The organism is Winogradskyella sp. MH6 (assembly GCF_022810765.1).
Taxonomy (GTDB): Bacteria; Bacteroidota; Bacteroidia; order Flavobacteriales; family Flavobacteriaceae; genus Winogradskyella.
On record NZ_CP094494.1, the window covers coordinates 1,315,289 to 1,330,259 of the forward strand.

Genomic DNA, 14,971 nt, shown 5'->3' on the forward strand with positions numbered 1-14,971 from the left:
ATTGAAAGGGTTTTTTAATCCAAAATTTTAAAATAAATCATCTCTTTCTCATTAATAGACTCTGTGTGAGAAATATATATAAGATGCTCATTATATAAAGCTTCTACCAGCCATGAGTTTCCATTAAAATAGGATTGTTTAACAATGGCTTTTAAGTCAGAATGGTCTACAATTTTTAATTGGTGAGCGTAATAAATAGTGTTGTTAACACTATTAAACTCTTCAAAAAAAGAAGCTATTAAAGGTAGTTTCGGGTTTTTATAAAGGTTTTGAGGAGTATCTTTAGCAATAATCTTTTTGTTGTGTAGCACTAACATTTCATCCGCAAAACCAAGAACATCATTTTTATCATGGGTGGCCACAACGCAAGTAATATTTTTTTCCTTTAGATAGTTAAATACGTTTCTGCGTAAGGATTGTTTTTTGAAATTATCAATATGACTAAAGGGCTCATCTAGCAGAAGGATTTCTGGTTCTTTTGCCAAAGCTCTGGCTAAGGCAACACGTTGTTTTTGTCCACCACTCAGATTTTTTACTTTGGTTTGTGCAAAGTTGTCTAATTCTACAATTGTAATTAATTCTTGCGTTCGTTTTTCTTTTTCTTCAGGATAAAAACGCGATAGATGTTTACCAATATTATTTGCAACCGAAGTATAAGGCATTAGGTCAAATTCTTGAGTGACATATTTCATAAAATCATAGCCCACAACCAAATTATGTTTTGGGCCAAGAATTTCGGTGTTTTTCCAAAATACCTGACCGTGTTCTAAGTCATATTCACCAAAAATTAATTTTAGAATTGTACTTTTTCCAGAACCACTCTCGCCAATGATAGCTAGATTTTCACCTGATTTAACGGTGAAGTTTATATCCTTCAGAACAGGATTATCGGTATAACCGAAGCTAAGGTTTTTAACTTGAAGCATATTGCAAAAATACCATAAAAAAGCCGCTTGGATCTCAAGCGGCTTAGTGTATTTAAAATGCAATTTATTTTTTAATAAACTTTCGTCTTATGCTTCGACCATTAGATTCAATTCTCAAGAAGTAAACACCTCCTTGAAGACTTGAAACATTAAGTTCATTATTAGTCATCATTTGGTTGAAAACACGTTTTCCTGTAACATCAAAAATCGTAGCGATTTTTTCTGTTAATACTGTTGAGGTTTTAATCTTTAAAACATCATCTACAGGGTTAGGATAAATTGAGATATCTGAGATAGTCTGATCTTCGATACTAAGAGGAGCTGTACCTTCAACAAGCACATGAGTAGTATTAATGCTAGGATTTTCAAATACATCAACGACACCAGAAGGCCAATACACTCTAATTTCTGTAATTGAAGTTTCTGTACCTATACCAAAATGAGTGTTAAGCGAACTCATAAATTCAAAGCCTTCGCCACTTCTTACATCTCTAATTTGAGTGCCAGAAGGAGTCACTAATTCAACTCTAGCACCTATTCCGTTTCTATTGCTGTAGTTTGGTGTAACATGTGCCATACCTACAGTGTTTATCTTAACCCAATTATTACTATTACCAAGATTGTAATATATGGTTTCGTTATAATAGGTGTCTATAAACCCATCGTTATTTAAATCACCAAAACTTCCATTTTTATAGTTGATTTGAGTATTATCGGCATCTTCAAAAGTCATGTCTCCCTTTCCATACATAATAGAACCATTACTTATAATATCAAGATAGCCATCATTGTCAATGTCGTACGCAGAGCTTTCCCATCCTGTTGGAGCATTAATCCCAGCACCAGCCGTAACATCGGTAAAAACATAGTCATTGTTCGGGTTGCCATCATCAGAGAAACCACTGTTTTCCATTAATTTGTGAGAACCAGAACTTGCGCCAACAAACACATCCATATCACCATCATTATCAAAATCTCCCCAAGCAGAAGACCAAGTTTGCATTGGGTCTGCCAAACCTATAACAGCAGCATTTTCAGTGTAAGTGCCATCTCCATTATTTGTAACCATCATATTTGTTCTTCGCTCTTCAGCTCCTCCACACTTAGCGATGAATAAATCGATGTTTCTATCGTTATTATAATCTATCCAGATAGACCCATAATCACCTCCAGTAGGATAATTACCTAGTGAGTAAGGTGCTCCAGCGGTTACGTCAGATTGATAAAAAGTAAAGTTGCCAGTACCATCGTTTATAAAATATACGTTTGGCTCTACATCGTGGCAAACAAAAGCATCAAGGTTTCCGTCGTTATTAATATCTACAAAGTTAGAGCGTTGAGAGAATACATAATCTGAAGTGGATTGTTCGGTAAAGCTATTACCATCGCTGCTTGCTTGCATAAATGTTACACCACTGCCAGACCCATAAAGTAAATCGGTTTTCCCATTTGCATCAAAGTCAGCTGCAGCCATACTCCAACTTGGTAGATAATTTGCGTTAGGTGTGGTAATATTTTTGTTCGTAAAAGAACCATTTAGATTTTGTTCTTGAATGTTAATATTCGTAGAAGAAACCCCAACAATATCATCTAAAAAGTCTCCATTCATATCAACAACGGCCATATCATAACCACTAACCGCAATTGATTGCTGAGTGAAATTAATTCTTGAAGGTACAAGCGTTGTAAAACTTACTGGTCCAACAAAGTTTGAAACTTCACCATCACCACAATTAGCCTGTACATAAAAATCATAAGAAGTGCCTTGGGATAAGTTTGAAAGGTTATAAGATGTTGTATTTAGGTTAGGAACACTATTACCCGAACCTAACGGAAAACCTGCAACACCCCATTCAATATTCCAAGAGAGTGATGACCCTATTTCAGTCCATTGGAGATCTGCTGAATTTGCCATAATATTACTGGCAGTTGGATTTGTAGGGTTTGGACAAGAAGGAGTTTCATATAATGTAACAACAATATTAGACCAATCGGCATTTGAGCCACTATAACTTTGATTAAATACTAAATCAATATAGCCATCGGTTGATGGATCATAAAGACCTGGTAAATCTCCTTCAAAAATTATTGTTGCATCACTTGTTGAATTGGCATCACCAGAAGTAGGAGGGTTAATGTTAACAGAGCCCGAAGAGGTTGTAAATGTTAAGTCTGCTTCACTAGACCATGGAACACCAGACCCCTCTGACCAATCGACAGAGACTCTAAAAGAAATGTAAGAACCAGATGTGGGAGTGGTAACACCTGCTGAATTGCCAACATCGTTAAGGCTATAAGTTACAGGAGATGCTTGAGCCACATTTATTGGCCCATCGATAGTGCTAAAAACATACTGTGCATTTCCTACAAAATAGGTAAAGACAACAGTTATTAAAAATAAGGTAATTTTTTTCATGCTTTAATGGTATTAATTACAGTTATTAAGAGAATTGATCCATTCTTCTATAAGATTAATTCCCTCTCTATGGTTAATAGTTCTGCCTAATAAAGGCATTCTAAATGATTCGTCCTCAGTACTCAATCTGTAGTAAAGAATAGATAAGTCTATATCGTTGGGTGTTACAATATAAGAATTTGGTATAAATTGTGTTTCAGGAACCACACAGACACCAATGTTTTCTGGGTTTTCAGTTAAACGAAACTCAAACCTCATTGGTCTATAGTTGCAGTGCCCACCATCTGAATGGCAATGTGCACAATTGATATCTAAATAGGATCTCACTCTATCGTTTAATGACTGGGATTCATCATCCCAAGCAACAACAGTGTTAATGGAATTGGGCAAATTTGAATTTAAATAACCAACTTGATTGAGCTTAAGAAGTTGGTTCATAATTTCCCCATCAAAATTATAATCTCTGTTAATATTTTGTGGTTTTAGGCCAATAGGAGTTGGACTATCAGAACTGTTATGGCAAGTAAAACATTCTGCTCTAGAAGGAACCCTATAGTCTGTAGTCTTTAAGGCACCATTCTCTAGCCAACTGATATTTACTATACTTCCTTGATTTGTAAAATAGGCTTCTGTTTGTTCTTCGTTCCAGACGTAGTTTGCAAAATCCCAACCACTTGCTTTTTTATACATAATCCGGGTTTCAATAATTTTTGTAGAATTATTGGGTTGTACGTTATTGTAATAAAAGTTTTTTATGATAATACTTCCGGTTGGAAAATCTAGGGGAGAATAATCATTGATGTAATTTGCTTTAACTCCATTAGGCATCCAAATAAAGCGTTTTTTCTTCGCGTAATCTGTAAACAACGGAGTAATAAGATCATAAGGTAAAACGCCAAAAGTAGGGTTGAGGTTGCTTAAATCTCCTTCAAAAAAATTGTAGGATGATAATGCTTGGTGAGGAGTGTCTCCTTCAAACATATTTACAACAGACAAGGTTGTGATTGACAAAGAAACATTTTCAGTTGAACAGTTATTAGAAGCATCACAGATGGTATATTGAATTGAATCATCACCAACAGTGTTTGGATTTGCGGTGTAGACTAAATAATCATCATTTACATTTTCGGGAGTATTATTGTTGTTAATCACTACCGAACCCAATGAAGGGGCACTTATTGAAAGCGTACCAGATTGAGGAATATTAGCATCATTGTTGAATATAAATATCTCGACCTGAGAGTTTTGGGCCAAAATAATTTCGTCCGGATTTGTTTCAATAGACAAAGGTGTTGTGTTATCATCTGATTCGCTACAAGATGAAAGTGACAACAAGGTTAAAAAAAACAGTTTTAGAATGTATTTCTTTTTCATGTAATAAAGACAGCGCACTAATAGAACAGCTTCAATAAAAAAACTCCTACTTTTTTAACAAAAATAGGAGTAAATCTAAGGTTTTTTAATTAAATCGTTTACAATTAATTAAAAAAAGATAAACGACCGTATTGAATGTGTTGTATTTAGAGAAATATGAAAATTAGCCTTTCACCTTTTCTTTCGTTTTACTTGGTAGTACATCAAAGCCCATATTGTAAAGTGTAAACCCAAAAATATCAGCATATTGCTCAATGGTTTTACTTACAGGTGTACCTGCTCCGTGACCAGCATCTGTTTCAATTCTTATTAATACTGGATTATCACCTGTTTGCTTGCTTTGCAATTCTGCAGCAAACTTAAAACTGTGAGCAGGAACCACTCTATCATCATGATCTCCTGTGGTTATCAAAGTTGCAGGGTATTCAACACCTTCTTTTACATTGTGAACAGGCGAATAACCTTTAAGGTATTCAAACATTTCTTTACTGTCTTCTGCAGTACCATAATCGTAAGCCCAACCTGCACCAGCAGTAAATGTATGATAACGCAGCATATCTAAAACGCCTACCGCAGGCAATGCAACCTTCATTAAATCTGGTCTTTGTGTCATTGTTGCACCAACTAATAGACCTCCGTTAGATCCACCTCTAATAGCCAAGTAATCTGATGAGGTGTATTTTTCTGAAATTAAATATTCTGCTGCAGCTATAAAGTCATCGAAAACATTTTGCTTTTTCATTTGCGTGCCTGCATTATGCCATTTTTTTCCGTATTCACCTCCGCCACGTAAATTAGCGACAGCGTAAACACCTCCTTGCTCCATCCAAACAGCATTGGTAATACTAAAGCTTGGTGTTAATGAAACATTGAAACCACCATAACCGTATAGAATTGTTGGGTTTTTTCCGTTGAGCTCTATGCCTTTTTTATGAGTGATTATCATTGGGATTTTTGTACCATCTTTAGAGGTATAAAACACTTGCTTGCTCTCGTAATTATCTGGATTAAAATCTATGCTTGGTTTACGGTATAATTCAGATGTTCCTTTTTCTATATCATATTTATAAATACTTCCTGGTGTCACATAGTTTGTAAATGAATAATACAGTTCCTTTTCTTCTTTTTTAGCGCCAAATCCACCTGCACTACCAACACCAGGCAGTTTTACTTCTCTTACAAGTTTTCCGTCATAGTCGTATTGTAAAACTTTTGAAACAGCATCTACCATATATTCTGCAAAGAAATAGCCACCACCTGTTGATGGGCTAAGTACATTTTCCGTTTCAGGGATAAAATCTTCCCAATTTTCAGGCGTTGGGTTAGACGCATCAACGGTAACTATTTTTTGATTAGGTGCGTTAAGATTTGTCATAATATAGAGCTTAGAGCCTACATTTTCTATAATGTTAGAGTCTGAGTCTGTATGGCCTAAAATTTCAACTAAAGGAGCGTTCGGAACCGTTAAGTCTTTAATGTAAAGCTTATTACCAGACGTAGAAACTCTAGGAGTAATTACTAAATACCTATCATCTTCTGTAACACCACCATAGATATAACGGTGTTTTTCTTCAGGAGTTCCTCCGTAGATTAATTGGTCTTCAGATTGCTTAGTGCCTAATTTGTGATAATACACCTTGTGTTGGTCTGTTTTCGCAGAAAGCTCACTTCCTTTTGGTTTATCGTAGCTAGAGTAATAGAAACCTTCGTTTTTGTACCAAGACATACCACTAAACTTTATATCTACTAAAGTGTCTTCAATGATTTCTTTAGTTTCGGCATTCATTATAAGAATCTTTCTCCAGTCGCTACCTCCTTCAGAAATTGAGTATGCTAAAGTTTTACCATCTTTAGAAAAACTTGTTCCGCCTAAAGAGATTGTTCCATCTTCTTTAAAAGTATTAGGGTCTAAAAATACTTCAGCTGTTTCTGGGTCAGCATCGTTTTTGTATCTGTAGATGACGTACTGGTTTTGTAACCCATCGTTTTTATAAAAATAAGTATAGTCCCCTTCTTTAAAAGGTGCTCCAATTTTTTCGTAATTCCATAGTTTGGTGAGGCGTTCCTTTAATTCCTCTCGGTATGGGATATTATCTAAATAGCCAAATGTAGTCTGGTTTTCGGACTTTACCCAAGCTTCGGTTTCTGCACTTCTGTCATCCTCTAACCAACGGTATGGGTCAGATACATCTTCGCCAAAGTAGGTGTCAACATGATTTATTTTTTTTGTTTCTGGGTATTGTAGTTTTGGTTGAATCAATTGTTGTGCGTTTAATTTTAGACAAACAAAAATACTTAGTAATGCAGTAATTAAAAGTAATTTTTTCATAATAGGTGTTTAGTATTAAACTCAACACAAATTCTAATGTAAGACGGTATTGAGCTGAAAGTTTTTAGACATAAATAATCCTCTAATATCTCTTTAGAGATATGAGATGAAAGATACAAAATTTAGTGCTACTCTAAAAAATTATGAAATACCTATACCAGACTGTTTTTTACAAGGTATTCTGCAATTTGAACAGTATTTGTTGCGGCGCCTTTTCTAAGATTATCACTAACCACCCAAAGGTTTAGTGTGTTGGGTTGTGAGCCATCTCTTCTTATTCTGCCCACAAAAACATCATCTTTTCCGTTGGCATACATTGGCATTGGGTATACATTAACATCTAAGTTGTCTTGTACGGTAACACCATCTGTATCGTTAAGGAGCTGTCTCACTTCGGTTAAATCAAAATCATTTTCAAACTCTACATTTACAGCTTCACTATGTCCTCCTGCAGTTGGTATTCTTACCGCTGTAGCGGTTACGGCAATACTTTTGTCATCAAGAATTTTTTGAGTTTCTCTAACCAATTTCATTTCTTCTTTGGTATAGCCATTGTCTTCAAAAACATCGCAATGTGGTATGGCATTTTTGTGAATAGGATAGTGGTAAGCCATGTCTCCTTTTTTGCCAGCTATTTCGTTTTCTAATTGCTCTACTGCTTTTACACCAGTACCAGAAACAGATTGGTAGGTAGACACAACAATACGCTTTATTTTATATTTATGATGAAGTGGAGCTAATGCCATTACCATTTGTATGGTAGAACAATTTGGGTTGGCAATAATTTTATCTTCTTTGGTTAGTTGACCAGCATTAATTTCAGGAACAACGAGCTTTTTTGATAAATCCATTCTCCAAGCCGAAGAATTGTCTATAACTGTAGTGCCAACTTCTGCAAATTTTGGAGCCCACTCTAAAGATGTGCTTCCGCCAGCTGAAAATAATGCTATATCAGGACGTTTTTCAATCGCAGCAGGAATGCTTATAACCTCATACGTCTTTCCTTTGAATTCCATTTTTTTTCCAACAGAACGCTCAGATGCTACTAAAAGCAATTCGTCAATTGGGAAATTACGTTCTTCAAGAACGTTTAACATTACGCTACCTACTAAGCCAGTTGCACCTACTACAGCTATTTTCATCTGTTAATTTTTAAAAAGAATTAAAATAAATTTCGTGCAAAATTACGTAAAAAAAAGACCGTACTTTCAATTAAATAAAGCCTTTTAACAATAAAAAACAAAGTGTTAATTATTTAACAGTGTGGCTTTTTTAAAAAGAAAAACCCAGACTTTAATGTCTGGGTTTGGTTAATAAAATGTAGTGTAGCGGTAAAGCTAAAACTTATTATTTCTTTAAAGAATCTCTGATTTCCATTAATAAATCGATTTCAGATGGCCCTGCTGGTGGTTCTGGAGCTGGTTCTTCTTTCTTCTTCATTTTGTTAACTCCTTTTACAACCATAAACATCACAAATGCAACGATTATAAAGTCAATAACATTAGTTAAAAATGTACCATACTCTAACCATACTTCTCCTACCATTTCTCCTGCGTCGTTTTGAGTTCCTTCCTGTAATTTATATCTTAAGTCTTTAAAATCTGAGTTGAAAATTAGACCTATTAATGGTGACACAATTCCACCAGTGAATGATGCAACCACTTTATTGAAAGCAGCACCCATTACAAAACCAACAGCAATGTCTACAAGGTTGCCCTTCATTGCAAATTCCTTAAATTCTTTTAACATAATTTGGTGTTTTAAATAGTTAGTATATATGTTATTGAGATACTAAAATAAGTAAAAAAGTCACAATTTGTTAAAAAAATACTAATCTGAGATAATAATTCTTTTAACACGCTGAGAGATTGCGGTGATGATTTCATAAGAAATCGTGCCAGAAGATTCCGCAAGATTGGAAGCCTTATGTATACCGTCGAATATTACAACTTCGTCACCCTCTTTACAATCAATACCTGTAATGTTAACCATTATCATGTCCATACAAACATTGCCAATTATAGGTGCTTTTTTACCATTGATAAAAACAAAACCTTTGCCTTTACCATAAACCCTTGTTATACCATCGGCATGACCAATTGGGATGGTGGCTGTTTTTTCAAAATCTTGTGCTAGATATGCTCTGTTATAACCTACGGTTTCTCCTTTTTCAATAGTATGAATTTGTGATATTACAGACTTTAAACTTGCAATTGGTTTTAGCTTTTGGTCTTCTATGGTTGAGTTTCCAAAACCGTAAAGCCCAATACCACTACGAACCATATCTAAATGTCCTTCAGGATAGTTTATAATACCAGAAGTGTTGCATAAGTGCAACCAAGGGTTATAATCTAATTTAGATTTAAAATCTTTAGCAATAGATTGAAAACTTGCTATTTGATTTTGGGTGAATTCAATTTCATTTTTATCCTCACTGGCAGCTAAATGTGAAAAAAGGGATTTCACTTTTACAGATTTGGTTTTATTTAATTTGGTAATTATGCTGTCTACATCATTTTCCCAAAAACCAAGGCGGTTTAAACCTGTATTGAATTTAATGTGTACAGGATAGTCTTTTTGAGACTCAGTCTCTGCAACGTTTATAAACTCATCTAAAATTCTAGAACTATAAATGCTAGGCTCCAAACAGCGCTCTATTATCGTTTTAAAATTAACAGGCTGAGGGTGAAGTACCAAGATAGGTGTTGTAACGCCAGCATCTCTTAGTAAAACACCTTCTTTAGCATAAGCTACAGCAAAGTAGTCTATATTGAGGGTTTCCAAATGTTTAGCTATAACAACAGAATCACTACCATAAGCAAAGGCTTTTACAACAGCCAGAAATTTGGTGTTGGGTTTAAGTTTAGATTTTAAATAATTGAAGTTATGTGTTAAGGCACCTAAATCAATTTCCAAGACCGTTTCATTCGCTTTTGGCATCCGATTTTTTTTCTTTAGGATTGATTTCTTCAGCATCTTTCACTTTCATCTGTCTTACTTTATCTCTAAGCATGGATTTGTAAAAAGCGGCACGACTCAAAGGTTCGTATTCTTCTACTTCCCCAAGCAAAACCAAATCATCACTTTGTGCTTTTCTATAACTGTATTGCGCCAGGTTTCCTGTTCTTGTACAGATAGCGTGCACTTTTGTAACATACTCTGCGGTTGCCATAAGATATGGCATTGGCCCAAAAGGATTGCCTTTAAAATCCATATCTAAACCAGCGACGATAACACGAATGCCTTTGTTTGCCAAATCGTTGCATACTCTCACAATTTCATCATCAAAAAACTGAGCTTCGTCAATACCAACAACATCACAACCATCTGCTAAAATAGGAATGTTGGCTGCAGCTGGTACAGGAGTAGAGCGAATTTCGTTAGAATCGTGAGAAACCACCATTTCATCATCATACCTCACATCTACAGCAGGTTTAAAAATTTCAACTTTTTGTCTGGCAAATTGGGCGCGTTTTAACCTGCGAATCAGTTCTTCGGTTTTACCAGAGAACATTGATCCACATATCACCTCAATCCACCCAAATTGTTCTTTATGATTTACCGTATTTTCAAGAAACATTTCGTAATTTTAGCACTAAAACGTAGTCAATTTTCGTTTGTATAAAGGTCAATCAAAAATATTAAAAATCAAAAGTAATTAAGATGAAACATCTGCTATTTATTTTTAAACAAGAATAGTATAGTTTAAAGATGTTCTGTGTGACTTTACTAAACAATAAACTTAGATCACATGAAAAAGAAGTTAGAATCAGAATTAATCAGCATTGCACATAGGATTCTAAAATTAAAAGGTAGAGAAGATGTCGATAGAATGCATGAGGAGGTTACCAAACTATATGAAAAGCTAACGGTCTTAAAATTTGCACAAGAAAATTTTGAAGACGATATGCCAACCATTGGTAATGATTCTTCATTTTTTGGTATGCTAGATGCCGCGTTTAATAATACTGTAAGCGATAATATTGAAATTGGAAATAAAACCTATGTTAATGTAGACGAGGTTGAGGACGACCAAATTACAGAGCCTCTAATGGAAAAAATTAAGGATATGGTGGCCCAAATGCCAGACGAAAGCGAACAGGTAGATGTTATGGTAGAAGAAGCCGTCACAAATGAAAAGCCAACCACCATTGAATTTGAAACCATAAGCTCAGATTTTGCTGATATCCCAGAATTTGAACCTATTGAAGAAGCTCAAAAACGTGAAGCAGAGCAAGCTAAAAAATCATTGAATGATAAATTAAAAGGCAACGGACTTCAAATAGGATTGAATGATAAATTAGCCTTTATAAAGCATCTTTTTGAAGGTAAAAATGAAGATTACGACCGTGTTATTTCCCAGATAAACACTTCAGATTCTCTTGCGGAGGCTAGAACCCTTATTTATGATATGGTAAAACCAGATTATAATAATTGGGAAGGCAAGGAAGACTACGAAGAGCGCTTTATTGAAATTGTTGAAGGTAAATTTAGCTAGTAATTCAAATACACATACCCTTGTAGAGGTTTTGCAATTCCATTAATCTCTAAAATATAGAAATAGGTACCAACAGGCAGTAAGCCAGACGATTTAGGTATGCCTCTGTTTGCCCTACCATCCCATGAGTTATCATAATTATTGGTTTCATAGATTAATGTGCCATAGCGATTGTAGATTTTAATTGTATTATCAGGAAAACGCTCAATACAAGGAATGACCAAAAAGTCGTTTTCTAAGTCCCCATTAGGAGAAATTCCTTCAGGAATAGATAAGCAATTAGATATTTCTACAATGGCATCATCTTCATTGTTAGAGTCGTCTCTATCAACTTCATTTAAAGTGTTAAGAAAAGCAACATTCAACAAATCGGTTGAAGCCACCACTAACACATTGATTTGTAAAGTTTCAGATTGATTAGGTTCTAAAACAGGAATAGACCAAGACAAAGAGCTATCATCAAAAATACCAGAGCTTGTTGTGGCAGAAATGTATTCGTATCCAACAGGAAGCGCATCTAGAACCTGAACACCTGTTGCCTGTGTTGTACCAATATTTGTAGCTGTAATAGTAAACGTTACTTCTTGGCCAACGATAGCTTCGGATGGCTCTACAGATTTTAAGATTTCGATATCTACATTTGAAGGATCAACAATAACATTTAACGTTGCACTTACTTGCGAAGCATCTAAATTATTTGTGTCGCTCATATTTTGAAAATCATTAAGATATGTGCCAGCAACATCTGAGGTTACCATTACCGAAAACGTACAACTTTCAACTCCACTCGGAAAAGTTAAGTCAGTAATCCCTACAAAAGTGTCTCCAGCAACACCACTAAATGTGGCTGTACATCCATTAGCATCAATCCAAACAGGAGATGAGGTTAAAGTAACTCCAGTTGGTAAATTATCGGTAAAGGCTATACCGTTTTGAGTTGGGTTGGATGCAATATTATAGACTGAAAAAATCAATTCACTTTCGTCGCCTTCAAAAATTGTATCTGGAAAAAATAGTTTATCAAGTACAGGAGATACCACCTGAACACTATTAACTGAAATATTAGTTTCTGGAGTTAATTCTTCATTGTCGGCAGCATTTGGAAAAGCTTCTGCAATGTTGTTAAATCCGCCTCCATAATTAGGTGCTGTTACAGGAATCGTCACTCTGATTGTTGAGCCAGCTTCCATTGAAGGAATTACTCCGGTTATTGTATTTCCGCTGATATTAAATGTAGAAATACAGGTTGCACTGCCAGAAGTTATACTACAAGCTGGACTACCGGAAATTGTAAACGCGTTATCTAAAATGTTTTCAAATTGTATATCTATAGCACTAGAACTTGTGGTACTGTTACTTATGTCTACAATCCAATCAAAAGGCTCTCCAGTATCTACTTGGGCAAATTCAGGATAAGTCTGCACTACTAAATCTATACAAGGAGCAAAGTATGTTTCTACAAATGCAGTATTGTTACCAAGATTAGTCTCAGGAACATTATTTACATAATTTACTCTCACATAGTTTGTGCCAATCATAGGTTGTGTAGAACATTCTGGCTGCCAATCTACGGTAACGGTAAATGATACCGAACTATTTGCCGGAAGTATCCAATTATCTTCAGGTAAAATCTCCCAAAAGGTGTCGAAGCTTCCGTCTTCGGTTGCTCCATCAAAAGTAACACCGATATTAGCATTTGCAATTGTGAAACAAGAGGCTGTACCAGTCGTTCCTGAACATTCCACACTAACTAGAGTTCCAGTAATAGGGACATCACCAGCCAATGGAACAGGCATGTGGTCTTGCACTTGTATAGGCTCATCAGTATTGCCATCATTGGTCACAGTAATTTCATAGGTTATTTCTCCCCATTCTGCAGTATTTGTTTGTGAACTTCCAATAGGTAATTCTGGAAAAATTTGAGTTTTTGTAACTTGTATGTCAGAAATATCTTCAGTATCACAAGGTTCCTCAGTAGGAAGTGTTATGTAGTTATAGTAATAATTGTTGTCAGTGTTTGTATCTATAGTTTGAGTTGGCAGGAGTACTATCTGACTTTTAATTGTAGCGTCAATTTGAGTTGGAAATGGGTTGCATGGAGGCTCTAGGAAAACCACTACCGTCTCAATGGTTATGGTAGTATTGGGCTGTAGTACAAATTCACTGCTTACCCATAATTGGCCATTATCAGAAATTGTAAAATCTCCACAAGTAACAGGTCCGGTAGTTGTTATACAATTTACCGAAATTATATCCCAATCGACATTAGCCGATAAGTTTTGAATGAAGAAAAACAAAGGAGCTTCAGAAGGGCCATTATTACAAACTGTTGTTTCAAAAGTAACTTCTTCATTATAATCTATATCTGTAGTATCTGTAGGATCAATAATTTGGGTTTCAATGCATGCATCTGTTGTAGGACACTGGTCTGCATTTGGAAGAACAGTTTCTACAAAGTTGGATAGATTTGATGATACATTAGCATGATTTAAGGCAATTTCAATAAAGCTGTCGACCATAATGGGCATTGGGTCAGATGAACATGTAAAGTTGGTGTAGCGATAAGCCATCTCAAAAGTAATACTGCCGCCAGATGTAATTTCAAAACCATCATTAAACGTAAAGATTGAAGGTGCGGTAGAGACGTTAGAAGTGGTAATGCTACTAGAAGAACCAGCAATAGTGCTTAAATCTGGACAAAGTGTGCCGTTGGTTGAGTCTATACATTCTATAGAAATAAATTCTGCAAATGGTTGACCATTTCCAAGGAGTGACGTTAAAATTAATCGACCTCTAATAACTTCAACAGGAAAGTCTATAGCACTATTATTAGTTATAGTGAATTGATAAGTTGCTTCGTCACCCCAAGCACCAACAGGTGTTCCGGGAGTTGGTGAAACTTGAGTGTGTGTCACTTCAAAATCAATAACAATATCTAACACATCTATAGAAATAATAGATTGGTTATTACTGGTATTAGTGTCGGTTGTTCCAGCAGGAGGACTTATAGTACCATTAACAGCAATACCACCCAAGTTGGTAGGAGCAGAGACCAATACCAGGAACTCTACGCTAGAGTTATTTGGCATATTTGCTACTGTAGCTGTTAATACATTTGCGGTAATAGAAATGCCTGAAACATCAGAGGCACCATTAATATTATTCTGGGAACTTGTTGAGAGTATGGTAATATCATCATCAAAATCTACTGAAATAGAGGCGTTGTTAATGGCATTACCAGAATTTGAAAGCGTAATTAAATATTGAAAATCCTCATAAACATCTACCTGAGAAATGGCTGTACCACTTAGGTCTTGGACCTCTATGTTTATTGATAAATCTGTGGTTTGACTAAATAAGAAGGAGGAACTATATAAAAGTATTAATAAAAGACAAAGCCGTTTTTTCACAAGTTGGTTTTATATCTA

At 35.3% G+C, this 14,971-nt stretch carries 10 protein-coding genes; 1 reads left to right on the forward strand and 9 read right to left on the reverse strand.

Going from position 1 to position 14,971, the window contains the following annotated elements; translation table 11 throughout:
• Nucleotides 1–14: 14 nt before the first annotated feature.
• The 8 genes from MST30_RS05915 to MST30_RS05950 all read right to left on the reverse strand — a co-directional run bounded on the left by MST30_RS05915 (nt 15) and on the right by MST30_RS05950 (nt 10,625).
• Nucleotides 15–926 carry an ABC transporter ATP-binding protein gene (locus MST30_RS05915; protein ID WP_243473460.1) on the reverse strand — a complete coding sequence of 304 codons (912 nt, stop codon included), beginning with the start codon at nt 924–926 and terminating at the stop codon, nt 15–17.
• Between the two features lie 64 nt (nt 927–990).
• Nucleotides 991–3,342 carry an FG-GAP-like repeat-containing protein gene (locus tag MST30_RS05920; protein ID WP_243473461.1) on the reverse strand — a complete coding sequence of 784 codons (2,352 nt, stop codon included), beginning with the start codon at nt 3,340–3,342 and terminating at the stop codon, nt 991–993.
• 12 nt (nt 3,343–3,354) lie between these two features.
• A complete protein-coding gene (locus tag MST30_RS05925; RefSeq protein WP_243473462.1) occupies nt 3,355–4,716 on the reverse strand; it encodes an Ig-like domain-containing protein in 1,362 nt (453 codons plus the stop codon).
• Nucleotides 4,717–4,879: 163 nt separating this feature from the next.
• Complete coding sequence (locus tag MST30_RS05930; RefSeq protein ID WP_243473463.1) at nt 4,880–7,045, reverse strand: prolyl oligopeptidase family serine peptidase; 2,166 nt, start codon at nt 7,043–7,045, stop codon at nt 4,880–4,882.
• Nucleotides 7,046–7,197: 152 nt separating this feature from the next.
• A complete protein-coding gene (locus tag MST30_RS05935; protein ID WP_243473464.1) occupies nt 7,198–8,187 on the reverse strand; it encodes an aspartate-semialdehyde dehydrogenase in 990 nt (329 codons plus the stop codon).
• A 205-nt stretch (nt 8,188–8,392) separates the two neighbouring features.
• The gene (gene mscL / locus MST30_RS05940) at nt 8,393–8,794 is read right to left on the reverse strand and encodes a large-conductance mechanosensitive channel protein MscL (protein ID WP_243473465.1); all 402 of its coding nucleotides are present in this window, start codon (nt 8,792–8,794) and stop codon (nt 8,393–8,395) included.
• 81 nt (nt 8,795–8,875) lie between these two features.
• Nucleotides 8,876–9,985, reverse strand: a complete 1,110-nt coding sequence (alr, locus tag MST30_RS05945; RefSeq protein ID WP_243473466.1) for an alanine racemase — start codon at nt 9,983–9,985, stop codon at nt 8,876–8,878.
• A complete protein-coding gene (locus MST30_RS05950) occupies nt 9,969–10,625 on the reverse strand; it encodes a thymidine kinase (protein ID WP_243473467.1) in 657 nt (218 codons plus the stop codon). The genes alr and MST30_RS05950 overlap by 17 nt, the downstream gene beginning before the upstream one ends.
• Nucleotides 10,626–10,796: 171 nt before the next feature.
• Between MST30_RS05950 and MST30_RS05955 the strand changes: the two genes are divergently transcribed.
• A complete protein-coding gene (locus MST30_RS05955) occupies nt 10,797–11,543 on the forward strand; it encodes a DUF8457 domain-containing protein (protein ID WP_243473468.1) in 747 nt (248 codons plus the stop codon).
• Here MST30_RS05955 and MST30_RS05960 read toward each other — a convergent pair.
• Complete coding sequence (locus MST30_RS05960) at nt 11,540–14,953, reverse strand: DUF7933 domain-containing protein (protein ID WP_243473469.1); 3,414 nt, start codon at nt 14,951–14,953, stop codon at nt 11,540–11,542. The genes MST30_RS05955 and MST30_RS05960 overlap by 4 nt on opposite strands.
• Between the last annotated feature and the right edge of the window lie 18 nt (nt 14,954–14,971).